Genomic DNA, 25,041 nt, shown 5'->3' on the forward strand with positions numbered 1-25,041 from the left:
ATGAATGAATTCTGGCAGTCCTGCGTTCAGAAATTGGAGCAGGAGCTTCCCCCCCAACAAATAAGTGCGTGGATACGTCCACTGGTTCCCCTGGACTTCGACAGCGAAGCCGGGGTGTTGCGCGTTTCTGCTCCTAATCGTTTCAAACTGGATTGGGTCCGCAAGAATTTCGCCACTCGCATAGAGGAACTGGCTTCGGATTTCTACGAATGTCCCGTAACGGTTCAGTTCGAGCTGCCTTCGGCCAGCGCGGCGCCTCGTCGCGCCCTGGCCGATCGTGCCGCTCCTGCGCCTGCAGGCAGCCCCGCCGGTGAAAACCTGGCCCCTCCTGTTGCCAACCCGGCCATGACGGCGGTGGTGGATGCGGTACAGGATCGTTCGCGCCTGAACGCCGAACTGACTTTCGACAACTTCGTGACGGGTAAAGCCAACCAGCTGGCACGCGCAGCGGCCTTGCAGGTGGCCGAGAACCCCGGTGTCTCCTATAACCCACTCTTTCTGTATGGCGGTGTGGGTTTGGGCAAGACCCACCTGATTCACGCGATCGGCAATGCGCTGGTCGCCAATGGCAATGGTGTGCGGGTACGTTACGTCCATGCCGACCAATACGTGTCGGACGTGGTCAAGGCATACCAGCGCAAGGCGTTTGACGAGTTCAAGCGCTACTACCATTCGCTGGACTTGCTGCTGATTGACGATATTCAGTTTTTCGCCGGCAAGAACCGTACGCAGGAAGAGTTTTTCTACGCCTTTGAAGCGATGGTGGCTCAGCGCAAGCAGATCATCATCACCTCGGATACCTATCCCAAAGAGCTGGCCAATATTGATAGCCGCCTGATCTCGCGCTTTGACTCCGGCCTGACCGTGGCCATCGAGCCGCCCGAGCTGGAAATGCGCGTGGCAATCTTGTTGCGCAAGGCTCAGGCCGAAGGCATTGCCATGCCCGAAGAAGTGGCCTTCTTCATTGCCAAGCATCTGCGCAGCAACGTGCGCGAGCTGGAAGGGGCGCTGCGCAAGGTTTCGGCCTACGCGCGTTTCCATGGCCGCGATGTCTTGACGGTGGAGGTGTGCAAGGATGCACTGAAGGATTTGCTGTCGGTCTCCAATGGGCAGATCACAGTGGAAAATATTCAGAAAACCGTGGCCGATTTTTATAAAATCAAGGTCGCGGATATGTACTCCAAGCGCCGCCCCGCCAATATCGCCATGCCGCGCCAGGTGGCCATGTATCTGGCCAAGGAACTGACCCAAAAGAGTTTGCCGGAAATTGGCGATCTTTTCGGTGGTAGGGACCACACTACGGTGCTGCACGCGGTGCGCAAAATCTCGGATGCACGCACCAAGCAAGCCGAACTGAATCACGCATTACACGTACTGGAACAAACTCTCAAAGGATGACCATGCAACTCGTTCAAGCTACCCGCGACGCATTGCTAAAGCCCTTATCCACAGTAGTTGGCATTGTGGAGCGCCGCCATACTTTGCCGATTCTGGCCAACATCCTGCTGCGTAAAAACGGCTCTGATGTCTCTTTCCTGGCAACCGACCTGGAAGTGCAGATCACCACCAATGCCGACTTTGGCGTGGGTGAGGACAATGCAGCCACCACGGTGGCGGCCCGCAAGCTGCTGGACATTCTGAAAGCCCTGCCCGACTTTGGCGATGTGCGCCTGGGCCTGGACAGCGGCAAGCTGACCATCCAGTCCGGCAAGAGCCGCTTTCAGTTGCAGACTCTGGAAGCCGCTGATTTTCCAGTGCTGAACCTGCCAGAGCAGTGGGACGTGTCCTTGAGCATGCCCCAGCGCACTTTGAAGCACCTGTTCAATACGGTGCACTTTGCCATGGCGCAGCAAGACATTCGCTACTACCTGAACGGTATGTTGCTGGTGTTTGAACCCGGCCTGGTACGTACGGTTACCACGGACGGTCACCGTCTGGCTCATAATGCCACCGCAATTGACGGCGTGCAGGAACGTCACGACATCATCGTGCCGCGCAAGACGGTGCTGGAAATGCAGCGTTTGCTGGGCGATACCGACGATCTGGTCAACATTGATGTGTCCAGCCGTCAGATTCGTTTCCGCTTTGGCGATGTGGAGCTGGTCTCCAAACTGGTTGAAGGCAAATTCCCCGACTTTGCTCGTGTGATTCCTTCCAACTACACCCGCCACTTCGATGTCAGCCGTGAAGTGCTGCAAGGCAGTTTGCAACGTGCTGCCATTCTGACCACCGACAAACTGCGTGGCGTGCGACTGCAACTGTCGCAAAACCAGCTGAAGATTTCTGCTTCCAACGCTGAACAGGAAGAAGCCGTCGAAGAGCTGGATATTGATTATGAACACGAAAGTCTGGACGTTGGCTTTAACGTCAGCTACCTGCTCGATGTGTTGGCCAGCATCAAGGACGAAACAGTCCGCTGGTCTGTGCAGCCCGATGCCAACGCCTCTGTGTTGATGACGCTGCCCGAGCAAGAAGACTTCAAGTACGTGGTCATGCCGATGCGCATTTAATGCAGCATGTTTGACCGGTATGGCCCGCCGGGCCATACCCGCTTGAAGCAGACAGGCTATTACAAGGTTTTATGCTATGACCGATCAAACCACGACCACCCAGCCAGCCGATTACGGCGCTGATTCCATCAAAATGCTCAAAGGCCTGGAGGCCGTGCGCAAGCGTCCAGGCATGTACATCGGGGACACCTCCGATGGCACCGGCCTGCACCACATGGTTTTCGAGGTGGTGGATAACGCGATTGATGAGGCCTTGGCCGGTCATTGCGACGATATCGTCGTCACCATCCACTCCGACAACAGCATTTCGGTGTGCGATAACGGCCGCGGTATTCCAACCGATATCCACAAGGACGACGAACACCAGCGCAGCGCCGCTGAAATCGTCATGACCGAACTGCACGCCGGCGGTAAATTCGACCAGAACTCCTACAAGGTGTCTGGCGGTTTGCACGGTGTGGGTGTGTCTTGTGTGAACGCCCTGTCCGAATGGCTGTTGCTGACCATCTGGCGCAATGGCAACGAACACCAGGTCGAGTTCCGCCGTGGCGAGCGCACTGCGCCCCTGGCGGTGACCGGTCCTGCAGAAGGCCGCACGGGTACTTGCGTGCGTTACCTGGCCGACGTGGAAATTTTCAGCAATATCGAATACCACCACGAGATCCTGGCCAAGCGCCTGCGCGAGCTGTCCTTCCTGAACAATGGCGTGAAGATTCGCCTGGTTGACGAGATTCAGGGCAAGGAAGAAGACTTTGCCTTCCTGGGCGGCGTCAAAGGCTTTGTGGACTTCATCAACCGCAACAAGACCCCGCTGCACCCTAACGTGTTCAGCGTGGCAACCGAGTCCAATGCTGGCGGTACGCCAGTATCGGTTGAAGTGGCCATGCAGTGGAATGATAGCTACGCTGAAACCGTGCTGTGTTTCACCAACAATATTCCCCAGCGCGACGGTGGTTCCCACCTGACCGGTCTGCGTGCGGCCATGACCCGCGTGCTGAACAAGTACATTGCCGACAACGAACTGGCCAAGAAAGCCAAGGTCGACACCTCCGGTGACGACATGCGCGAAGGCCTGGTCTGCGTGCTGTCGGTGAAGGTGCCCGAGCCCAAGTTCAGCAGCCAGACCAAAGACAAGCTGGTGTCCAGCGAAGTGCGTCCCGCCGTGGAAGAAGCCGTTGCCCGCACCCTGGAAACTTGGCTGTTGGAAAATCCGAACGACGCCAAGGCCTTGTGCGGCAAGATCGTGGAAGCAGCCCGTGCCCGTGAAGCGGCCCGTAAAGCCCGCGAAATGACACGTCGCAAGAGCGTGCTGGAAGGCGCTGGCCTGCCCGGCAAGCTGGCCGACTGTCAGGAAAAAGACCCGGCCCTGTGCGAACTGTACATTGTGGAGGGTGACTCCGCAGGCGGCTCGGCCAAGCAAGGCCGAGACCGTAAATTCCAGGCCATTCTGCCGTTGCGCGGCAAGGTGCTGAACGTAGAAAAAGCCCGTTTCGATCGTCTGATTTCCAGCGAGCAGATCACCACCCTGATCACCGCCCTGGGTACCAGCATCGGCCCGGACTTTGATATCGACAAGCTGCGTTACCACCGCATCATCATCATGACTGACGCGGACGTGGACGGTGCTCACATTCGTACCCTGCTGCTGACACTGCTGTACCGTCAGATGCCCGAGCTGATCGAGCGTGGCTATGTGTACATCGCGCAGCCGCCCTTGTTCAAGGTTAAGGTTGGGCGTGAAGAGATGTACCTGAAGGACGAGGCGGAGGAAGCGGAATTCATGTTGAAGCTGGCCCTGCGCGATGCAGTGCTGACGCCAGCTGAAGGTGCAGCTCCCATCACAGGCGAAGCCTTGTCCGACTACGCTCATCGCTACGTGAAGGCCAAGGCCGTGATTGAGCGTCTGTCGCGTCATATGGACGGTGATGCCCTGTCAGCATTGGCTGAAGGCGTGAAGTTGAACTTGGACTCGCAGGAAGCCGCCGAACAAACTGCTAAGGATTTGGAGAAGGCCCTGTTCGACGAAGCTGCCCCCACCGTCGTCAAAGTCTTTGCCGCCTTTGATGAAGGGAGCGAGTCCTGGCGTGTGGTGGTGCAGCGTCTGCACCATGGCAACATCCGTGTCACGGTGTTTGACCGCAACTTCGTGCGTGGTGGCGATCACCAAACTCTGGCCCGCGCTGGCGAGACCTTTGCCGGTCTGATCGGTGATGGCGCCATGGTGGCTCGTGGTGAAGGCGAGAAGCGTCGTGAAACCGCCGTGGATGACTTCCGTGAAGTCATGCAATGGCTGTTGACCGAAGCCGAACGCGGGCTTAGCAAGCAGCGCTACAAAGGTCTGGGTGAGATGAACCCCAGCCAGCTGTGGGAAACGACCATGGACCCCACTGTACGTCGTTTGCTGCGTGTGCAGATTGCTGATGCTATCGATGCGGATCAGATCTTCACCACGCTGATGGGTGATCACGTTGAGCCACGTCGTGCCTTTATCGAGTCCCATGCCTTGCAGGCGGGGAACCTGGATATTTAAGGCTGTAGGATCCCGTTGGAGTTTAGATTTTTCCCAAGTTTTTTAGATTTAATTAAGAAGGCTGCTTAAAAAGCAGCCTTCTTAATTTGAGATTTGCTGAGCTGCGTAGACGCCACTAACAAGTGTCGACTTCCGGCCTATTGTGTTGAAAAACTCGACTTTTAACGCTCGAACTCGGATTGAGGAAAAATCGACCTTCCAGAATCGCTCACATGCCACGATCAGACGTCAGCCAAGGGTTAAAGCACCCCTTCGAATGGCCCAAAGGTTGTTGATTTGGAGTTTTTCAACACAATAGGCCAATTGCGGACATTGAGTTTGGGATGGCGAACGAACTTTCGTCACGCCGACCACGTGAAGCCTGTTCTTGACCGCTATCGCAGCTGCTTAATGCGCTCTTGTAGAGTCAGAGCGACTGGGATGTTCATAGCTGCAAGTGCAGCAGCTATCTCGATAAGCGCCTGCCGCGCCTGAGCGTGTTGAGACAGGGTCTGTACGTCGGAACTCAATGCTGCCGCCACGAACTCCACCAATGCGTCGCCTGTGCCCTCGCGGTACCAGCTACTGGACGGCTCGGTTTCCTTCAGCAAAGCGGCGAGCCAGAGAAGCCCGTCAAGCCGAAGTGGGGCTCCGAACTTTGTCGTCAGGAAGTGGCAGAAACGGGTGACGCATTCATTGTCGCGAGCCAGGTGCGCGGCGGCCCAGCGTTCGTATATATCCTTCATCCGCATAGCTGCGCCCGGGGGCAGCCGGGACAGCGCATTCTCGTTGCCGAAGCCGAGCAGGTCGCAAACCAAGCGCTCGCCATAGAACCATAAGCCAGGTTGAGACCAATCTGCTGCGAGACCGTACTCCGCGGTGGCCCGCCAGACGCGCTCGAATGCCTCCGGATCGGCACCTTTCCCGAGGCGCAGGAACAAGCCGCTAATGAAGTGCTGCAACGCGTAGTGTGCTGCCGGACCGTGGGCGAGAACGGCTTCCCAAACCGCGCGCGCTTCCCCTGCGGGCGCCGCGATCGACAGGGCTCCGAGCTTCAGAAGTATGTCGTAGCCGAGGTTCTGGCTCGGCAGGTCGTACTCGCCATGCTTCTTCTCGTGCGCCTTGGCGTGCGTGGCGTCGTAATCCCAGATACGCAGCGCCAGGCGCGTGTCGAGATCGAAGTCGCCAGTGCCACCGCCTTCGATGAGCCAGTTAAACAGGACTTCGAGGAAGTGATTGTCCAGCGAACCGCCTCGTTTGCGCTGCGGTTTCCCCCGCCAAGCCGGGTCGCCGGCATTGTAGAGCCGCGTCCGTCGCTGGAAGTCCAAGCGTTCGAGGCCCGCGACCACGCGCTTGAAATCAAGCTCATCCGGCGTCGCATTCGGTCCACGGAGTGGAAAGCGCCGCAGCCGTGCGAGCCACACCCTCCAAACGCGCTCCGCATCGTCGCCCTCGTCGTGGTGCGGGGCGAGCAGGATGAGGCCCGACCAGAAGAGCCCGGCGCGGAGCAGCCGCCACCATGCGGTGCCAAGCTTCTCTCGATTGGCGTGGGCGACGCCGACCACAACGGCGACCGCTCGGGTGTCGCCGCTCGTCAGAAGGCGCAAGACGGCGGTCTCCCACTCCTGAACGCCATCTCCGTCGGCGAGCCACAGGTGCATGACCGCGTAGGCGGTGAACTTCAACTCGTCGCGGAGACTTCCCATGTGCCGCCCGCGAATCTCTTCTCCTGTCGACGCGACCGCCGCTATACCGGCGCGCACGGCTTCGAGCGCGTGTTTCTGCGCTTCAGGGTTCTGAGCGAGCCAAGCGCCGCCCAACGCGACGAGCGTGCCGACAGCGGCGAAGCGGCATTTCGATTTCACGTCTTCATCGTCCCCTTCCTCCCCCGCCTCACACTCCTTAAACAGATTGAAGAGGTACGTGGCCTCATCGTCGGTGAGTGGTTGGTCGCTCCGAAGCCGCTGTTCGCACCGGTCCGGCACGAGAAGATATGCGAGGGTGGGCGCGCTATCGGTCTGCCACGACTGCACCTCAAGGCTCAGTTCGTCAGGGCAGACGAAGCTCTGATTTTCGGCGCCTGTCGCCGGATCGGTGACGGTCTGGTAGTTGGCCCGGTCGAGCGCGGCGAAGAGCAGCTTGAACTCCAACGCTTCCTTCCGGTCTTCAGGCAACGTCCAGGTCGGCAGCAGTGCCTGAAGACGCCGCGCAACGTCGTCATCGATCAACAGGAGTTCGACAACGACATCGAGGAACTTCCGCTCCCGATGGGGTGCCAGGGTCCAATCACGGGCGAAGTTGAACATTGCCTCGCCGCCCTGGAGCCAGCTCCAGCCGATGAAGTTGTAGCCAATCTGCTTCACCCGCACGCTGTCCCAAAAGAACAGGTTTGGAGACGTCAGCAGGGCCGCGAGCGGCCCTGCTAGCAGCGACGGTCGATACTTAGCGACGTTGAGAAGCACGCTGACGAGCGCCGCGGAGTTCCCCTCCCGGAGTATCCTCTCGATATCAGCGGTGATGTCCTCACCCGCGTCGAGCCGCAGCATAAACCAGCGCTCCAACGCATCGAGAGCGCAGTACAGGTTACCGTTGCGCAAGTCATTGGACTGCGGCCAGCCGAATACCTGCCGCCAGCCAGGGAAGGTTTTCTCCAACCCGCCCGCAAATCGTAGTGTCACCGCGGGAGCCTCACCGGCGCGCCCCTTCATGACCTCGGCGACCCAGCGCTCTGTGCAGAAGTTCACCAGCGCGATGAGCGAGGTGAGCGCCGTTTCTGGGGCCAGTTGGAGGAAGGGGAAGAACGGGCTCTTCCAAAAGGCCGTCGGGTACGCGTCCTGGGTGTATTCGAGGCCGAGGTCCATGTCGAGCTGCGCGGAACCGTACTCCCGTTCCGGCTGGTCTTCGATGATGAGTGCGAGCAGGACTTCGGCCGCCAGCTCAGGCTGCGCTCGCATTAGAGACTGGATGCCGTTCTCCTTGATGCAGGCGGTCCGGAAATCCCTGTCGACCTTGCCGCTGGCCCCCAGAGGCCAAGGCGGCAAGCGCTCGCGGAACGACCCGAGGGAGGGCGGTATCCGCTTTCGTTTTTCGTGCCGTGCCTTGTATTCAGGGTCTGTCTTTAGACGCTCGGTGTGTGCCTTCGCCTCCTGTCGTTGAACCTCGGCAATGCGCCGTTTGACGTCAGCGTCAATCTCTCGGCGTCCCGCGAGTTCGAGCGCCCAATTCCCAATTTCGGTTGGCAGGTCGGCCGCACCAGCCAGTGCTGCGGTGTACAGCGACGGTTCATCCATCAGGTAGATAACGCCGTGCCCCTTCTCGACCTGCACGGTCCGGGCCATGGCGAGCGCCATATCCGCCATCTCCAGGCGGAAAGGCATCCGATTGCCGTTGCTCAGCGTGAGCGGTGTCTTCGTCAGCCAAGTTTCGATGACCTTCGCGAGAGCGGGTGAAATCAGTCCTGCCAGTCGTTCCCGTTGCGCAATGAGGAAGCGGAGAACTGGCGGCCACCGACCAAACACGATCGAGCGGTACTGCGCCTCCATGTACAAGCCGACTGCCGCGCTCAGCCCTATTCCGCCGCTGGTCGGCATCGTCGCAATGTGGTGGAAGCGCAGGAGCAGTCGCGTGAAGTGTTTCGCTCCGTTATTGAGCAGGAGGTCGACGCGTTCGGTCAGGAAGCGTTCGGCGTCAGGGTCCAAGCAGAGGGCATCAAGCAGGATATCGCCCGCCAGCTCGTTCTTAACGGCCTCAGCGGCTCCGAGGGCGACGTCCCAGGCCGTACCATTCTCTGCCGGCTGTCGCATCAGGAACTGGCCCAGCATCCGGAGCGCGTTCGTCCAAAGCGGATTGCTGGACAAGGCAGCCCACTGAGGCGTGTCCGTCCAAATCTGTTTCAGGAACTGGAAGCGTGCCCAATCCGCCGCGAGATCGTGCTCGAACTCGATACGGTTGGTCCGCTCGTTCAAACGCAACGGAAGTTCATCGGGCCGTTGTGTGAATGTCGCCGTGTCCGCAGGCTCCAAGCCGGTCAGCGCGAAGCTGCGCTCGAATAATGCTTCTCGTTGGGCGAGGCGCATCATCAGCGCCTGCACGTCCGCACGGTCCTTCGTCCAGTACTTCCATAGGCGGTCGGCAATAACGGTGTGAGAAGTTAGTCCGCCGGCGTTCGGCCCCAACGCCGTGCCTGCCTTAATGACCCACGCCAGTGTCCGCAGGTTCGTCAGCGCCGCGATGGTGTCGTCATGCGCGGCCAACCAGCCCAAGATCGGCGAAGGCAGAAGCGCCAACTTCACTGCATCGCTCTTGAGCGCCTCGACCTCGACCAGGTGCGCCTTCCGCCCGCCGAGTATCGTCTCCTCGCCTTCGATCCAACTTTGCGTTTGCGTGATGATGACGACCCGCCACGCACCCTCAGTCTCTTCGCCGTCGTTCGGCAGGATGGCTTGAAGCAGCTGGCGGATGACGACGAACTCGCCGGCCTCGATGCGTTCCGCAGAATCGATGATAAGCACGTTCCGTGGCTTAGCCGTGGCGTTCAGTACAAGCGAAAGTTCATGCGTCAGAGGCAGGACGCTGCGGCGCGCCGCGCTGAGCGCCGTCTTCAGGTCTTCCGGACCGAACCACACCTGGTTCCAAGATGGGTACGCACCGTCCAACACCGCCTTGACCAGCGCCGACTTGCCCGAGCCCGACTCCCCGAAGACCACCGTGACCTTGTTGTTGGCGACCGCTGCCTGGAACGACGCCTTCTCCGCTGTCCGAGGGACGGCATAGCCAGACGGTAACGCCGTCTCTATCCGCGCCTTGCGGTCCGCGGTGATGTTGTAGAGCGTTTCCCAATCACGCTCAAAGTCCGGATGGTGGCGGAGGCCGAACCGCCCCCGGAGCAAGGACAACAAGTCCGGGACGGTGATAGTTCCGCTGCGAAGGCGCACATCTTTTGCGACGTTGACGAGCTCCTTCCAGAGAGTCTGTGCTTCGTCTTCATGGCCAGACGCGAGCAAGCGACGGCATTGCGCGATAGCCTGAGTCTCGTCATCGGAGTACGCGAACTGAAAGTCGGTCGGCAGCACGTGCAGGCGACGAATGAGTTCGATAGTCTCTTCGTCGGACATGCCGCCGGGTTTCTGGACGCTGTCGAAGACATGCGACTGCCTTGTATTGCTGCGGATGCGGCTCATCGTGAGCGCCGTATCCGTGCCGCTGCACGCATTCTTCACTTCTCGCCACGCAGGATCAAACGCCTGCTGGGTGCCGCGCGTCACCAAGGCCAGTCCGTCGGTCGTCCGGTTGAACGGTCCCTGCGGGTCACGCCACTGTTCCCAGGCGCGCGTCACGAAGTCAGCGGGAAGACCGGCCGCGGTCACCTGAAAGTTCCCCTTCGCCGAGATCGCCAGCCGCCGCGACGCGCCGGTCTCCTGGGACGTCAGCAGCAGGTCGTCGACGCGCCAGCCCAAGGTCGAGACTTGGGCTTGGACCTGCGTGACGACGCCTCCGATACCCGGTGCGTTCTCGCCTGACAGGGCCTTCGCCAAGTGCCAAGCACTTATCAGGTCCTCGAATTCGAACCCGGCACCACTCGTCGACCGTAGCGTCGCAGCTGCGCGTTTCGTGCTGCCGCCGCGAGGCGCTTTCGGCTTCGATGTGTTCCTAGGGATGGCCATTAGCTTCCGAATGCTTTTAGTTCTGAACTATTGCCATATCTGTTGGCGAGAAGCAGGGGAGAGGCTCGTCACAGCCTTATGGTGGGCTAGAAGCGCGTCGTAGGTCCCCGATTGCTAGTTCCGCACCACTGAGTTGCACCGATAAAGTGTACCGCAGAGGAGGTGTCGAAGCCATCGCGCCTGTAGTCAAAACATGCGGTGCGCACCCGGAACAGACCTCCGGAACGTCTCCAAAGGGTCGGAAACGGAAATATCGAAACTCTATCTGTAGCGCCCACTATCGGCCATAAGCAGTTGCGGCGAACTCAGCGTAGCCTAGCGAAAAACCTCCCCGGGCGTTCAGCTAGTATTGTCGGTTGGCCTTCGAAAAACCACTTCTCCATCCCTTGCTTCGGCAAGGGATGGATACCCCCCAGATGTCTGAATTCTGATCGATTGCCTCGCAAAATTAGGAAAGAATGTCTGAAAAATGCCTTATTACGGCTGGATGTGTCTGAATTTTGCTGATTCGCGTGGATGATGACCTCTTCGAAAATCGCCATCGTTGATTGATGCAAATGTTGCGAAAAATCACGCGACGGTTGCGAATATCGATTTGCTTGCTATACTACCCTAAGTATTTGATTTGAAAGAGAAATTCACCCTTGCTCTTCAGTGCGAATAGCGCTATTCTTTTGTCCACTATTACCTAGTGGGAAAGGATATGGAGACAAGGATTAAAATGGGACCTGATGCGACCGTGCGCACAATTTGAGCATTGGTATGGTCGGTTGCCAATGAGTCCTTTTGCCGTGTACCTTCGCGAACTGCGCCGTCAGCGTGGCCTGAAACAAAGGGACGCTGCGGATCTGCTCGGTTACGAGCAGAGCTATATCTCTGCGCTTGAGCGTGGCGCCAAAGGCCCACCTAAGCGGGATTTTATTGCTCGTCTGATTCGTGTCTTGGCACTAAACGATGCTGAGCAGACAGAGCTTGACGAGGCGCTACGCAAATCCAAGCGCCAGGTTTCTCTTCCCTGTACGGCCCCCGTCGAAGAATACGAACTGCTTCGTGAATTGGAGCCTCAACTCGGGCGGCTCCATCCAGTACAAATCAAAATGATTCGCCAAGTCCTGGCGCTTCCCCAAGTTTTTTTCATGACTGTGCCCAAGGGGGGCATCGCCACAAATTCCTCTTGTGAAACGGAGGCGGCGATGACGTAAACGAAAAAAGCGAGCCCTTAAGGCCCGCCTTCCGGTACAGCAATCATTCTTCAACTCGCACCTGAAGTATCGGTTGCTCTCTCCAAGGCGTCAAGGCCCGATTCCCTTTCCATACTGATTTTTCGCGAGTTTTGAACTCTGCGAGGGTTCACTTTTGCCCGAATTTTCAGCGTGGATTCCCGAATTATGACTATGCGCGGACAGGCGCAGGGCTCCCTATTGCCTGCCGCCAGGAGAAAGCAATCATGTTATCCAGACGAGTAATCACGAGAAGTGGCCGGCACTTCAGGGGCAGGTACCCATCTAGAAAGTTGGGCAGGATGGTGGCGTTTGAGTCGCTGATCGAGCGCGACGTAATCCTGTTGCTGGAGTTCTCCAGAGGAGTTCAAAGCTACCAGGAGCAACCGGAGCGAATTGTCTACAGCGACGGACAAACCATGCGGGAGTACTACCCGGATTTCGAGGCAAAGCTGGCTTCAGGCCCGCGGGTACACATTGAGGTCAAGCCCAGCGCAAAACTCGACTCTCCCAAGATCGCCAAGAAACTTCAGCAGATCGCGACGCATTACGCCCAGCACCGGGATGAGTATTTTCGTGTCATTACTGAACTTGACGCCCGCAAGGAGCCGCTTCATACCAACCTGAAAACGCTCAGCCCATTGCGTGCAAAACCGGCAGCCTCGCCTCAAGACTTTCCCGTGCGCCTTCATGGCAAACCCTGGCATGTCCTGGAAGCCTCGGTAGGTCGCGCTGTCCTATTGAAGCAGGTTGCCTTGGGCAACTTGGTGTGCGACCTCGCCAGCCCGCTTCAGGGTGATCTCATGGTTTTCACAGCACAGGAGGCAGCGCATGATTCGCTTTACCTATAAACGCGGCTTGGTCTTCATTGAGAGCCAGATGCGCTGGACGCTGGAGCGTTTGCTGGTCACCGGCAAATATCAGCTGATCTCCGATGCCGGCGAAATTCGGAATTTTTTCCCCGACGAATTGCATGCTCGTTGGCTCAAAGGGGAGATGGTGATTGACGAGACTTGTCTGGGCACCTTAGCCAATGCGACCTACCTGGCGACGCCGCGAGACTTGTCCACGTACACAGCCCATCAGCAAAAAGTTGCGTTGCGCAAGCTAGGTTATCTACTGGCCATTGATCCTGAAAAGAATCGCTACAACCCGGTTCTATGGAAAAAGCTCATTGACGCACATGCAGCGGAAACCGGAGATACAAAGCCACCTTGTCCGTCGTCCGTACAGAACTGGTGGCGCAGGTATCGCACAACAAAATCGGTCCATGCGCTGATTCCTCAAAAGAAAGGTCGTGCAAAACCGTACCATGGGGATCGCTACGCCCTCTTCGAAGAGGCGGTTGCTGATGTTTACCTCACCCTGCAAAAACAACCCAAGTCCGCGGTTTATGAGCGTGTACTGCGTCACACCAATTCTTTGAATGCGTCCTTGCCGCCGGATTTGCATATACGGTGCCCAGCGCGTTCAACCGTCTATCGTTGGCTCGATGGTCTTCGCCAGGATATTGTGGACGGTGCTCGGCTGGGTGCTGAGGTTGCCCGGGCAAAATATCGCATCGCAGTAGGTGGGCTTAAGGTCAGCGGGATCCTTGAGCGCATCGAAATCGACCATACCCCGATCGACCTAATCGTAATCGATGCGGTGACAGGATTACAGATGGGCAGACCTTGGCTGTCGATAGCAACCGACAAGGCATCCAGGATGATCATGAGTTTCTACCTGAGCTTCAATACTCCTAGTGCTCACTCGGTACTCCAATGCTTGCGACGCGCGATTCTGCCCAAAACGGAATGGCTTGCCCGTTTCCCTGATATCAAAGGCGCATGGCCTGCTCAAGGGATTCCTGATCTGATTGCGATCGACAACGGCATGGACCTTCATGCCTCTGGGTTGCAGAAAGCCTGTGAAGAGATGGGCATCCAGATGCTGTTTTGTGGCGCCCGTACGCCGGAACACAAAGGCAGTATTGAACGGTTTTTCAGGACGATGAATCAAGGCCTTATCCATCGGCTGCCTGGCACTACGTTTTCCAATGTCGGTGAGCGCGGGGACTATCCTGCTGAGAACCTTGCCGCGATCACGCTCACAGACCTTGTCCACTTGATCACCAAATGGATCGTCGACATCTACCTGGTGCGCCCACATCGCGGAATTGGCGCAACCCCGCTCGCCAAGTGGTCCGAACTGGCCGGACGGCGTTCCATCGAGTTGCCGCTTTATCCTAAACAGCTTGAAGTGATCAGTGGCATTCCGGCCAAACGCACACTTTTTCATTACGGTATTGAGCTTGAAGGGCAGCATTACAACAGCCGTCAATTGCAGGAGCTGCGACGCCAATCTGGCCAGAACATGGTGGTTGATCTGAAGTTCTATGAGCATTCGATTAACTTCATCCATGTCTTCGATCCAATGGCCAAGGAGTATCTGGAGGTTCCTTGTGTTGATCCGGCCTACGCAAACAATCTTCCCAGGGAGGTACATCGCCTGATAAGGGAGCGGGCAAAGCAACAGTTTGGTGAAAACGCATCGTCCACTCAAATGCTCGAGGTCCGTGCGGAACTGGAAGAAATCATCGAGCAAGCGATCAAGAACAAGAAAATGGCTGTGCGCAAAAACGCCAGCGGTTTGCTCATGCATGACAGTGACGCTGTGCTGAACAACGAGGATCCGTTGGCTAAGGCACGCAAACCCATCAAAGAACTGGCGCCTGAGCTACCCGAGAATCTTCCGGCGGGCCTCGATGACGTGCTGCCGACATTGAGCGTGTTCACAAGAGGAGCGCAGCATGAAGCCCATTGATCTGATCCATATGATCGCTCCTCGGGCGGGTAGCGAACACGAGGCATTACATGGGTTTCGGCTGATTTCCGACCCGATTCAGCACCGACGTTTCAATACCGGCCTGTACAAAATGGCTGAGCTTCACCATGCCCGGCAGGTCAAGGGCAGCGGAGGTGGCGTGTTGATTACGGGGCCAGCAGGTGCTGGCAAGACGGTGCTCGTCTCTTCGTACGCCAGTCGCTTTCAACGCGAATCAACGCTGGGGAGTACCAAAATTCCTGTGCTGGTGGTGACGGTTCCGTCATCACCTACCGCCAAAAGTTTGGGAGAAGCGATTCTAATCGCACTCGGCTATCCGAAAGCCTATCGGGGAAGCGGCCCGCAAAAGACCGTCTTGATCCACGAGCTCTTCGAACGCTGCGGTGTGGAGCTCCTGATCCTGGATGAGTTTCACCATTTGTTCTACGCCCCGACCATTACACATTTTCGGGATGTCACTGATTGGCTCAAGAACTTGATCAGCCTGACGAATATCGCGGTAGTGGCCTGCGGCTTGCCGGAGGCGCAGTCCGTGGTGGATGCGAACGAGCAGTTGGCCAGGCGCTTTTCCGCCAGGTTTGCGCTGTCTCCGTTCGATGGCGCGACTACTGAGGATTTCACCGAATTTCGCGGCATTCTGAAGTTGCTTCAGGAATATCTTCCGGTACCGTTCGAAACGCCGATTTACGAGGCCAATATGGCGCGGAGAATGCTCATAGCCAGCCATGGCCTGATGGATTACGTTCGCAAGATACTGGAAGGTGCCATCAGTGTTGCGGCCAACCTTGGGGTCAAAGAAGTTGACCTTGATGTATTGGCCGCAGGGTTCCGCGACCGTGTATGGCGTGAAGTCCCGGACAGGCTAAATCCTTTTCATCCGGAATCCTATCTCAGGTCGTTAGATCGCAGCGGAGAGGTGTTTTACTTGCACACCCGCCATGATCCGGTAGGCTCGGCTTTAGCCAGGCGGATCAGCCTTAACGCCGTCAAGGTAGCAAAATGACAGGCGGGTTGTTGATCAAGCTGGCTCCCTATCGCACCGAAGGGCCCAACGGATACTTATTGCGCCTGGCCGAGGCGAACAGGCTGGAGTATTCCGATCTGCCGGATCTTGGTGTGACGTACGATGCCGATGCACTGCTGCGCAGTCACTTGCTGCCAGAGCGTGGCCTGGATCCAGCGTTGCTGGCCTGGGTGCAGAACATTGCCACCTTGAGGCAGAAGACATCGCGAGTATGGAATATGCGCTACTCGCGCTTCTGTCCTTTATGTCTCAACGAGGAACCATCCTGGCGTGCAGAGTGGGAGTTGTGCTTTTATGATGCCTGCGCCCAGCATGGGGTGTGGATGGTTGACCGCTGTTCGTCATGCCATGAGCCAGTGTCCTGGCGCCGTTCACAGGTCGTTAGATGTGGCTGTGGTGCAGATCTACGTGCGGAGCCATCCCACCTGGCACCAGCTGAAGTAACGCAGTTGTCCCAGGTCCTGTCGCGGAAACTGACAGGGCGCGGTGCGGCCGACATGCCGGAGCCACTGCGTGATCTCAATGTGGACCAGACCCAGCGGTTAATTCGATATCTTGGTATGCATCTGGATCCTGCCGGGGTGTCCAAGTCTCTGAAATTGAGCAACGTGGGTCGCATGGAAGTCTCGTGGCCTGTGACGTCAGTTGCGGCAGCGATCTTGTCTGGCTGGCCAACGGCGTTTCATGTGCGGTTTTCAGAAATCCAGGAGCGGTCAGGCGGCAAAAAGGTTGGGCTACCAAAGCTGTTCCAGAGGGCCTACAGCTATCTGTACAAGGGATTAAAAGAGCCTGCGTTCGATGCAGTGCGGTACTCCTTCGAGCAGTGGTTGGTGGAAAACTGGCGTGGAGGTTTGGCACTTCGAAACCGAAGACTGGCCGGGCAGTTACTGCATCGTGTCCATTGGATTCCGGCCAACGTAGCGGCCGAGCGGTTAGGCGTGCGAGTAGCGCGTATTCGGCGGCTTGTCTCGGAGGGGGTGATCGATGGTCACGAATCCTACAGCTCCACAGGCCGGCGCTTTCTGTTAATCCGTAAAGAACAGGTCGATGAGCTCACGCACGCTGATCTTTCCGAAGTCGATTTGACCACTGCGATGGAATATCTCGGACTGGGCAAGGTCCGAATGCGAGAATTGCTCAGGCTTTTGTTCCCCTCCGCGTATCGTCCTTTGAGCGAGTATGGATTTCCGCCATGGCGAATCAGTCGACAGGATGTCGAGCGCTACCTAGCAATCGGTGATGGCTTACCTGTTTTGGCCATTCCAGAAGAGTCGCAGGTATCGCTGTTTCATGTCTTGAAGTATTGGGCGTGGAGCGAGAATGAGATCGTCGACCTGATCGAGGCTGTTCGAGATGGTGCAATCGAGCTTGAAGGCCTGCTGGATGGTGCTGTCGGGCTGGCACGTTGGATCTTTGACAGCCCGTCGCTCAAGATTTGGCGACAGCGCCGCAATCCTGAGTTGTCGAACTGGCTGAGCGTGCCGCAGGTAGCCAAATTGCTGGGCCTAAAGCAGGAGGCGGCATACTGGCTCGTCAGGAATGAGTTCATTCCGGCAGAAAGGCTTCGTACCCTCAGGGGCTGTGGGGCGCGAGTCAGTCGCGCGGAGTTTGAACGATTCAAGGAGTCGTACGTGTTTGCCACGGAAATAGCGGAAGCGCTCAAGACCACTTCCAGGAAAGTTAGCGCGTTGCTGTCAGAGCAGGGAATTGTTCCGGCATCTGGCCAGGGGGTGGAGAAGTGTGGAAAAATCTTCTACGCGCGCAGCAAGACATTGATGGTTTTTTTGGAAACTCTGAACGTTTCTCTGCCAAGTGCAAATTTCGCTGCAATTGGCAGCGCGTCCCGGTGACTGTTGACCAATCTAACGCTCGTGTACTTTCTGGCTGCTTTCGGCTAAGAACGTTGATCGGCGATAATATCTTGCCTAATGTACGTAAACGCATGGGATGTGTGCCGTTTGACAGTTGTAGTTGGTGCAATATCGGCGCCCCATATCAGATTCCGTCTTTTGCACATCTAAACACGATTCACGTGAAGTTTTGATTAACGAGCTTTCCTAAATATTTCAGCCAAGTGTGTACCGGTGGGTCATCGTGCATACCGCATAAGATTGGCTATATAAATCTCATTTGGATTTTTCAGGACATTTATGGGAAATGTTTTTGCAGAGATTCCCCCTCCAAGCTACTGGCAGGATTTCGAGCTACTCACCCTTGATTTATGCCGAAAAAAATGGGGCGACGATTATGCAGAACGCAATGGACGCGAGGGGCAAAGCCAGTCAGGCGTAGATGTATTTGGCTACAACTATGGAGCTAAGGAGCAGACGGGGGTCCAATGCAAGAAAAGAAAAACGAAACTCAATGGTGTAGCTGCTCCATCAAGTTCACTAACGACCTTGGAGATTGACGCCGAAATTTCATTCGCGAAATCATTTTCTCCCGATTTAAATCGTTTTGTCATAGCAACAACTGGACCAAGAGATACCCACTTGCAGGAATACGTTCGGCTGTACAACCATAATGGTCACGCAATGAAAGTCTCTCTTTGGTTTTGGGACGATTACGTAGAAGCATTAAACAGCAACGTCAGTCTTATGTATCGATACTACGACAACGTTTTGAAATATCGGCAGCGCTATTCCGAGGATGAACATTATCTTCAAATGCTGGTTGTCGCGTTCGATCGCCCTGCTATTAGAACTGCATTTCATCTCGAAAACCGGGCGACCGACTTTATTGAAGCAATATCTCTCTTGCAGCAAGCCGTTACTACTGGTGTATTGAAAGATAAATCGGGACATGTCATCGATCAGTGCCGTGTCCCGAAAACGACTTCAGCCGAAATAAAAGACATCAAGAAAAAACTGCAATCGATAAGAGCCATTGCCACAGAAGGGATAAACACGGGGCGAATCATAGAACATCAGACGGTCATTGAAATATTAGATCGTTCTCTACAAGACCAACTAAACAAGTTGCGTAAGGATGTGGTTGAAAAATTGAACGCACTATTAAAGCCCGCAAATATCGAAGAGATCGAGATACGCGAATACTGAAAATCCAATTTCTAGTTTCAGCGGACTTTTTATGGCGGCCGTTGAACGTCGGCGTTAAATTTCATGGAGTGTCATATGCAGATGCTCAAAGAACAAATTGAACGATGCTTGGCCACTGAGTTTGAGCAGAAGCTATTCAAAGGAGCCTTGGACTTCCTAGATCAAGATGGTAACCCGCTTAAGTTCAATGCCTTTGCTTTTTCACTTCGGGAGCTTTTTCGGCATGTGATGGAGCGTCTCGCGCCAGATGAAATGGTGAAAAAGTGTTCTTGGTTTGTTCAAGATACAAATATTCAAGAAGGTCGCCTTACGCGGTTCCAGCGATTCAAATATGCAGTGCAGAAAGGGCTCAGTGATGAATTCACTAAAACCGACTTGAACATCGAGCTTGAAGAAACCTGGCCAGACGTGAAAAGTAGCATTGATGCACTTTCAAAGCTAACTCATGTAGGCCCTAAAACATTTGACCTCGATGGTGATGAAGGGCAAAAACGCGTCAAAGATGCGATTGAAGCACTTTGGATGATATTTGCTGCAATAGAAGATGCTAGTAGCGAGCTTGAGCAATCCCTGCATCATCACATTGATCAGGCTGTAGTTGCCGCATCATTGAGAGAGACCAACGCTCAGATTGATATCCTTAGCTCTAACAGCATCATCGAAGGAACTGAGATATCAAGTTGGGAAATTACAGCAATAAATGCACGAACTATTGAATTCTCCGGTGAAGGAACAGCCTATATTTCTATGGAATGGGGGCGGGATGATGATCATGCCCAACTGAATGATGAGTATCCCTTTACGTTTTCTGGGTATGCCACGGTTGATCAACCCATGAAGCCAATAGTTGAGGCCGAGGGAATTCAAATTGATACTTCGGACTGGTACGAATAGAATTTAATAATAAGTTGCAGCTGGCGCCCATGCCTCCAATAAGCTTTGACCAGTTTTCGCAAACCCTGTTGGTCAAGTTGAACCGGCAAGATGGTCAGCACTTAATAACATCTGTACCAAATAGGAAAATCTAAAAAATTGGGACGAATCGACCAAAGCCGTCCTATTCTAGGTTTCTAGTGCATTGATTTTGAAAGTTGCCAATCTAAGTTCAAATCGGATCCTACAAAGGCTGTCGGTGTTCACAGTTCCTGAAAGCTGTTCGGTTTGATGAAAACTGATCTCAGAAATTTGTGAAAAACCTCGCAGTGATGCGGATAAGAAAAATGGGCTCCGGCGTTCCTGCTGGGGCTCATTTTTTTGGTGATGACTGATGAGCTCTGAGTCTTAAAGATTCAGCGTCTTTGGGCAGGCTCAATTAATTTTTGTCAGTAGACACGGACTGATCAATTGCCTGGTGGGTTGGTGGCAATGGCGTCACGCGCCAGGAATGGAAAGGCGCGGAATCAAGCTGATGTGGTCTACTTGCAGTGATACACCCTGCTTCAGAACGAACTAAAAGAAGGGTCGTGGGATCTGATGGTGGCAACTGGCGTCGGCCTTGCAAGGCCTCTTGATCGATCGTAAAGACGCTGTAAATTATTCAATAATTCTTTGTTTGGAAATGGAATGCGACTGGACAAGTTTCTTGGTGAGAGCACGGATCTGAGTCGCTCAGACGCGCGTAAAGTGCTTAAAAGCGGAGAAATCACCGTCAATGGCGAGGTAGTGACCAAAGGCACTTACGTTGTACAAGAGGGCGATGTAGTGTGCTGGGATGATGAGCCGCTTGCCCTGATTGGCCTGCGTTACATCATGCTCAATAAGCCCGCTGGTTACGAGTGCAGCCTTAAAAATAGTGCTTACCCGTCTGTGATGATGCTGATCGATGTAGAAAAGCGCGAGCGCTTGCACACCGTCGGTCGATTGGATGTGGATACCACTGGGCTGATTTTGATTACGGATGATGGCCAGTGGACGCATCGTATTATCTCGCCCCGCCATCAATGCGATAAGGTCTACGTGGCGACCTTGGCAGAGCCTTTGCCTGATAATGCAGAAGAACTGTTCAAGGCCGGTATCTTGTTGAATGGCGAGGACAAGCCGACGCTGCCAGCCGTGCTGGAACGCATTGATGAACGTACCGCAAGGCTAACCATCCAGGAAGGGAAATACCATCAGGTGAAGCGTATGTTTGCTTCTCTGGGGAATCTGGTTCAGACCTTGCATCGCGAGCGTATTGGCTCTCTGTCCCTGGACGACAGCCTGGAGCCAGGCGAGTCGCGCTACTTAACGCCTGCCGAGGTGCAGCAGTTTGTAGAAGAAGGCTGAACTCCTGGCCCTTGGGTATGGCTTTGATAAGTCAAAGGTGTATCAAGCCCAAGGCTTTGATGTCCTGACACTGGGAAACCAGTCAAAAAAAGCGCTCAAACACATTCTGTTTGAGCGCTTTTTTGTACCTGAATTAATTGTCAAAGTGGCTGGTGGCGCGGTGTCCTGCCTTATTTAAGCGCCTTGCGCATGATGCTGGTGTTGTGTTCATAACCCAGTTGCTCATACAGAGCGATAGCACCCCGATTATTGCTCAAGACTCCCAGCTCGATGTAGTCCAGTCCACGCACTTGTGCCCACTCCTGGGCGGTCTGCATCAGCAGTTTGCCCAGTCCCATGCCTCGTGCCGATTCCGTCACGACAAGATCAATCACATAGGCAAAGTCATGCGGCGTGATGCAGTTGTACGGCGGGGTCTTTTGCTGCTGAACAATAATAAAACCCAGCGCCTGATCGTCCTTCTCGGCCACAAACAAGGCTGCCTGGTCCGACTCGATCATGGACTGGATAAAGCCCTCGTCCTGCCGTGCTTGCAGGTAGTAGTGCGGCTGCAAATGATGCATGTGGGCGAATAGCTCGGCGTACATATCTCCAATCGTGCCAATGTCGGCAAGTTGGGCGGGACGTAGGGTGGGCATGGTTCGGGCTCTTGGTCAGTAATAAAGCGGAAGCGAAAACAGAAGCGCCTTGATGGTAGGCCGGGCACGGGGAGGAGGCAAATCTTCTGTTCAGAATATCCCTTCAATAACAAGGGGTAATCCGCTTTCATGCAAGCCTGAAGCTTGGGTCCAGCTTCGTTCTCTGTACACCTTTTCGTCCTGAAAGCCGCTTCTGTACATTTACTCCTGTTTTTGTAAAGTATTTGTGCACGTACTTTACGACCGTCTTTTTCCTGAAAGCTCTTTGCCCGGGTTTCATAATGAGGCTCTGAAACCCTTGTGTATTCAGGTTTTTTATAAATATTTAATGGAAAACCCCAAGCTTATTTTTTTCAAAAAACTAGAGGTTTAAAGTAATATCACACTGTTTTTGGGCAAATTTTGTGTACATTTAATGCACGAAATTTACACGAGGCACTGAAATTTACACGCAATGCCTATAGAGGGGAGGAGATTGATGCAGACCCGTTTCTTGCGTCATGTTTGTAGTTGGATGTTCGGGCTGTCCGCACTGGCCATTCTGGCCTTGATGGCGGTGGCCTTTGCCGATGTCATGATGCGCAGCTTCGTGCGGCCGCTGTCTGGCGCTTTTGAATTAACCGAGGTGCTGGTCGGGGTGATGGTGTTTGCCGCCCTGCCCTTTGTCACCTTGAGTGGCAAGCACGTCAAAGTGTCCTTGCTGCGCTCTCTGGTGGGCAAGAACGTGCTGGTGCAAGGTCTGTTGCGTTGGTGCAGTCGCGTGGCGACAGGTGTGCTGATGGCCTTTCTGGCTTATCACCTGTGGGCCTTGGGTACACAGTTTGCGCAGACCAATTCGCGCGCGGTATTTGCAGACCTGCCATTGGCGCCTTTTGCTTACTTTGCAGCGGTGATGTGCGCCCTGTCCACGCTGGCCGCACTGTTCAGTGCTGACGGCGACGAGCTCGCTGAGGAAAAATAATGACTGTCGTTGTCACTGGCATGATCATCCTGATCGTGCTCATGGTCCTGGAAGTACCCATCGCGGTGGCGATGGCTCTGGTTGGTATTGGTGGCTTTGCTTACGTAGTTGATTGGGGCCCGGCCGCCTATATGGCTGCGGAAACCTCGTATCGCCTGGTTCATAACTACAACTTGTCCGTCATCCCGCTGTTCATCCTGATGGGCAATCTGGTGACACGGGCGGATGTCTCTAAAGATCTGTTCGATCTGGCTTATCGCTTTGTAGGCCATCGCCGTGGCGGTCTGGCCATTGCAACGGTGCTGTCGGGCGGTATGTTCTCGGCCGTATGCGGCTCCAGCTTTGCGACGACGGCCACTATGGCTCGGGTCGCCTATCCCTCCATGAAGCGCTATGGCTATGCCGATTCCCTGGCAGGCGGCGCTATTGCCTCGGCCGGTACCCTGGGTGCCATGATCCCGCCCAGCGTGCCCCTGATTGTCTATGGCGTGCTGACCAGCACGGATATTGGCAAGCTGTTTATTGCAGCCGTGTTGCCCGGTATTTTGGGCATGGTGTTGTATATCGTTGCGGTGATGGTGGCCACTCGCATGACTCCCGGTCTGGCAACGGCAGGAGAGCGTAGTTCCTGGCTGGAGCGCATTCGCGGCCTGAAAAGTGTCGGCGCCGTTTTACTGTTGTTCCTGCTGGTCATCGGCGGGATTTACGGCAACTTGTTCACGCCGACTGAAGCGGCCGGTATTGGTGCGGTGGGTGCGCTGCTCATCATGATTTGGCGTCGCAAGTTTTGCTGGCAGAGCTTGATGGGTGCCCTGCGTGAAACCGCCATGACCAGTGCCGCCATCTTCGTGATTATGGTGGGGGCACAGATCTTCACCACCTTTGTGAACGTGGCCGGCTTTACCGCCATGTTGTCCGACGCGGTCCAGCAATGGGACTTGCCAGGCTGGGGCATTTTGCTGGGCATTGTGGTGCTGTACCTGGTCCTGGGCTGCATGTTGGAAGGCATGTCCATGCTTCTGCTGACTTTGCCCATTGTCTTCCCATTGATCACGAATCTGGGCCTGGACCCGATCTGGTTCGGCATTCTGGTGGTCACCTTGATCGAAGTGGGCCTGATCACACCGCCCTTGGGGATGAATGTCTTTGTGCTCAATTCAGTGGTGCCGTCCATGTCGCTGGGCACCATTTACCGCGGCGTTATCTATTTTGTCTTTGCTGATCTGCTGCGCCTGGCGCTCTTGATTGGCATTCCCGGCATTGCTTTGTTTCTGCCCTCATTGATGTAAGCCATTTTTATTGAATCTGATTTTCTCGAAGGAATAAGCATGATTAAGCAAGTTAGCAAATGGGTGGGGGTAGCGGCAGTCGCCCTGGCAGCCAGCACCAGCGTTCAGGCACAGAACGTCACGCTGCGTTTTTCCAATTGGTTGCCACCCACCCATCCCATGGTGACCGAGATGTTGAACCCTTGGGCCAAGGATGTGGAACAGGCAACGGAAGGACGGGTGAAGATTCAGGTTTTGCCGCCTCTGGGCACCCCGGCTTCGCACTACGATCTGGTGCGTAATGGTGTGGCGGACATGACCATTGGTGTGCACTCCTACACCCCGGAGCGTTTCAAGTTGACGGAAATGGTGGAGTTGCCCATGACGGCCGAGAACGCTCAGGTGAACTCGCAGGCCTACTGGCGTACTTATCAGAAGTACTTCATGGGCAAGAACGAGCACGCCGGCACCAAATTGCTGGGCGCGTGGGTTCCTGGCTCGTACCAGTTGTGGACAGCCGCCAAGGTAGACAGCCTGGACAAGCTGGATGGCACCAAGATCCGTATTCCCGGTGTGCTGGTGGAGCGTATCGCCAAGTTGCTGGGTCTGGTGTCGATTTCCTCGACGCTGACCGAAGCCTATGACCAGATTTCGCGCGGCATTATTGATGGCATGTTCCAGAACTACACCACGGTGATCGACTTCAATCTGGCGCGCTTCATGCCGAACTTGTTCATCTTGCCCGGTGGTTTCTCCGCTTCCAGCCAGTTCATGGTGGTTAACGAGCGCAGCTGGCAGCGTATCAGCGAGGCCGACCGTGCCGCGATTGATGCCTTGTCAGGTGAAGCACTGGTCAAGCGTTTCTCGGGTATCTGGCAAAAGAACAATATGGCGGCTTTTGATCGCTTGAGCGCTGAAGGCATCAAGGTGCACCGCATTGAAGGCGAGCAGCTGGAAGCCATGAAGACCAAGCTGGCGGTGATTGAGCAGCAATGGTTGAGCGAAGCCAAGGGTGTGGAGGCTCAGGAAGCGCTGAACTTCTACCGCGCCGAGCTGCATCGCGTGGCTGCTGAATTGGGCGTTCCCAAGGACTAAGCC

Annotated in this window: 16 protein-coding genes; 14 read left to right on the forward strand and 2 right to left on the reverse strand. The window is 55.5% G+C overall.

Annotated elements, in window-relative coordinates; all coding sequences use genetic code 11:
- The 3 genes from dnaA to gyrB all read left to right on the forward strand — a co-directional run bounded on the left by dnaA (window position 1) and on the right by gyrB (window position 5,040).
- Window positions 1-1,398: a chromosomal replication initiator protein DnaA gene (dnaA, locus tag NBV64_RS00005; protein ID WP_009461437.1), complete on the forward strand. Its 1,398-nt coding sequence runs from the start codon at window positions 1-3 to the stop codon at window positions 1,396-1,398.
- 2 nt (window positions 1,399-1,400) lie between these two features.
- On the forward strand, window positions 1,401-2,510 hold the full coding sequence (gene dnaN / locus NBV64_RS00010) for a DNA polymerase III subunit beta (RefSeq protein WP_009461439.1): 1,110 nt from the start codon (window positions 1,401-1,403) through the stop codon (window positions 2,508-2,510).
- A 76-nt stretch (window positions 2,511-2,586) separates the two neighbouring features.
- A complete protein-coding gene (gyrB, locus tag NBV64_RS00015; RefSeq protein WP_035269481.1) occupies window positions 2,587-5,040 on the forward strand; it encodes a DNA topoisomerase (ATP-hydrolyzing) subunit B in 2,454 nt (817 codons plus the stop codon).
- A gap of 374 nt (window positions 5,041-5,414) precedes the next feature.
- On the opposite strand, the gene NBV64_RS00020 is transcribed toward gyrB, so the two are convergent.
- Window positions 5,415-10,553 carry an ATP-binding protein gene (locus NBV64_RS00020; protein ID WP_250756359.1) on the reverse strand — a complete coding sequence of 1,713 codons (5,139 nt, stop codon included), beginning with the start codon at window positions 10,551-10,553 and terminating at the stop codon, window positions 5,415-5,417.
- Between the two features lie 905 nt (window positions 10,554-11,458).
- Here NBV64_RS00020 and NBV64_RS00025 point away from each other — a divergent pair.
- The 8 genes from NBV64_RS00025 (at window position 11,459) to NBV64_RS00060 (ending at window position 21,076) form a co-directional block, all read left to right on the forward strand.
- Window positions 11,459-11,884, forward strand: coding sequence for a helix-turn-helix domain-containing protein (locus NBV64_RS00025; RefSeq protein ID WP_250756360.1), 426 nt, complete (start codon window positions 11,459-11,461; stop codon window positions 11,882-11,884).
- 320 nt (window positions 11,885-12,204) lie between these two features.
- Window positions 12,205-12,753, forward strand: a complete 549-nt coding sequence (locus NBV64_RS00030; protein WP_250756361.1) for a TnsA endonuclease N-terminal domain-containing protein — start codon at window positions 12,205-12,207, stop codon at window positions 12,751-12,753.
- Window positions 12,734-14,707, forward strand: coding sequence for a TnsB C-terminal domain-containing protein (locus NBV64_RS00035; protein ID WP_250756362.1), 1,974 nt, complete (start codon window positions 12,734-12,736; stop codon window positions 14,705-14,707). Before NBV64_RS00030 ends, NBV64_RS00035 begins: the two co-directional genes overlap by 20 nt.
- The gene (locus NBV64_RS00040) at window positions 14,694-15,731 is read left to right on the forward strand and encodes a TniB family NTP-binding protein (RefSeq protein ID WP_250756364.1); all 1,038 of its coding nucleotides are present in this window, start codon (window positions 14,694-14,696) and stop codon (window positions 15,729-15,731) included. Before NBV64_RS00035 ends, NBV64_RS00040 begins: the two co-directional genes overlap by 14 nt.
- Window positions 15,728-17,602, forward strand: coding sequence for a TniQ family protein (locus tag NBV64_RS00045; RefSeq protein ID WP_250756365.1), 1,875 nt, complete (start codon window positions 15,728-15,730; stop codon window positions 17,600-17,602). Before NBV64_RS00040 ends, NBV64_RS00045 begins: the two co-directional genes overlap by 4 nt.
- Before the next feature lie 300 nt (window positions 17,603-17,902).
- Window positions 17,903-18,811, forward strand: coding sequence for a hypothetical protein (locus NBV64_RS00050; protein WP_250756366.1), 909 nt, complete (start codon window positions 17,903-17,905; stop codon window positions 18,809-18,811).
- Window positions 18,812-18,886: 75 nt separating this feature from the next.
- Window positions 18,887-19,705: a pPIWI-associating nuclease domain-containing protein gene (locus tag NBV64_RS00055; RefSeq protein WP_250756367.1), complete on the forward strand. Its 819-nt coding sequence runs from the start codon at window positions 18,887-18,889 to the stop codon at window positions 19,703-19,705.
- A gap of 669 nt (window positions 19,706-20,374) precedes the next feature.
- Complete coding sequence (locus NBV64_RS00060) at window positions 20,375-21,076, forward strand: pseudouridine synthase (protein WP_250756368.1); 702 nt, start codon at window positions 20,375-20,377, stop codon at window positions 21,074-21,076.
- A 170-nt stretch (window positions 21,077-21,246) separates the two neighbouring features.
- On the opposite strand, the gene NBV64_RS00065 is transcribed toward NBV64_RS00060, so the two are convergent.
- Window positions 21,247-21,714 (reverse strand): GNAT family N-acetyltransferase, encoded by a 468-nt coding sequence (locus tag NBV64_RS00065; protein ID WP_060186788.1) that lies wholly within the window; start codon window positions 21,712-21,714, stop codon window positions 21,247-21,249.
- Window positions 21,715-22,192: 478 nt separating this feature from the next.
- On the opposite strand from NBV64_RS00065, the gene NBV64_RS00070 reads away from it, so the two are divergent.
- From NBV64_RS00070 to NBV64_RS00080, 3 genes are read left to right on the forward strand one after another with little or no spacing between them, the layout of a single operon-like run.
- Window positions 22,193-22,675, forward strand: a complete 483-nt coding sequence (locus NBV64_RS00070; RefSeq protein WP_045930463.1) for a TRAP transporter small permease — start codon at window positions 22,193-22,195, stop codon at window positions 22,673-22,675.
- Window positions 22,675-23,964: a TRAP transporter large permease gene (locus tag NBV64_RS00075; RefSeq protein ID WP_250756370.1), complete on the forward strand. Its 1,290-nt coding sequence runs from the start codon at window positions 22,675-22,677 to the stop codon at window positions 23,962-23,964. The genes NBV64_RS00070 and NBV64_RS00075 overlap by 1 nt, the downstream gene beginning before the upstream one ends.
- Window positions 23,965-24,003: 39 nt before the next feature.
- Window positions 24,004-25,038 carry a TRAP transporter substrate-binding protein gene (locus tag NBV64_RS00080; RefSeq protein ID WP_250756372.1) on the forward strand — a complete coding sequence of 345 codons (1,035 nt, stop codon included), beginning with the start codon at window positions 24,004-24,006 and terminating at the stop codon, window positions 25,036-25,038.
- Window positions 25,039-25,041 lie beyond the last annotated feature (3 nt).

It is taken from the genome of Alcaligenes sp. DN25 (genome assembly GCF_023674485.1).
GTDB classification, from domain to species: Bacteria; Pseudomonadota; Gammaproteobacteria; order Burkholderiales; family Burkholderiaceae_B; genus Alcaligenes; species Alcaligenes phenolicus.

Bases quoted from the DNA above. Each gene is read 5' to 3' on its own strand.
- dnaA (WP_009461437.1), top strand. From the start codon at position 1: ATGAATGAATTCTGGCAGTCCTGCGTTCAGAAATTGGAGCAGGAGCTT.
- dnaN (WP_009461439.1), top strand. From the start codon at position 1,401: ATGCAACTCGTTCAAGCTACCCGCGACGCATTGCTAAAGCCCTTATCC.
- gyrB (WP_035269481.1), top strand. From the start codon at position 2,587: ATGACCGATCAAACCACGACCACCCAGCCAGCCGATTACGGCGCTGAT.
- NBV64_RS00025 (WP_250756360.1), top strand. From the start codon at position 11,459: ATGAGTCCTTTTGCCGTGTACCTTCGCGAACTGCGCCGTCAGCGTGGC.
- NBV64_RS00030 (WP_250756361.1), top strand. From the start codon at position 12,205: ATGGTGGCGTTTGAGTCGCTGATCGAGCGCGACGTAATCCTGTTGCTG.
- NBV64_RS00035 (WP_250756362.1), top strand. From the start codon at position 12,734: ATGATTCGCTTTACCTATAAACGCGGCTTGGTCTTCATTGAGAGCCAG.
- NBV64_RS00040 (WP_250756364.1), top strand. From the start codon at position 14,694: ATGAAGCCCATTGATCTGATCCATATGATCGCTCCTCGGGCGGGTAGC.
- NBV64_RS00045 (WP_250756365.1), top strand. From the start codon at position 15,728: ATGACAGGCGGGTTGTTGATCAAGCTGGCTCCCTATCGCACCGAAGGG.
- NBV64_RS00050 (WP_250756366.1), top strand. From the start codon at position 17,903: ATGGGAAATGTTTTTGCAGAGATTCCCCCTCCAAGCTACTGGCAGGAT.
- NBV64_RS00055 (WP_250756367.1), top strand. From the start codon at position 18,887: ATGCAGATGCTCAAAGAACAAATTGAACGATGCTTGGCCACTGAGTTT.
- NBV64_RS00060 (WP_250756368.1), top strand. From the start codon at position 20,375: ATGCGACTGGACAAGTTTCTTGGTGAGAGCACGGATCTGAGTCGCTCA.
- NBV64_RS00065 (WP_060186788.1), bottom strand. From the start codon at position 21,714: ATGCCCACCCTACGTCCCGCCCAACTTGCCGACATTGGCACGATTGGA.
- NBV64_RS00070 (WP_045930463.1), top strand. From the start codon at position 22,193: ATGCAGACCCGTTTCTTGCGTCATGTTTGTAGTTGGATGTTCGGGCTG.
- NBV64_RS00075 (WP_250756370.1), top strand. From the start codon at position 22,675: ATGACTGTCGTTGTCACTGGCATGATCATCCTGATCGTGCTCATGGTC.
- NBV64_RS00080 (WP_250756372.1), top strand. From the start codon at position 24,004: ATGATTAAGCAAGTTAGCAAATGGGTGGGGGTAGCGGCAGTCGCCCTG.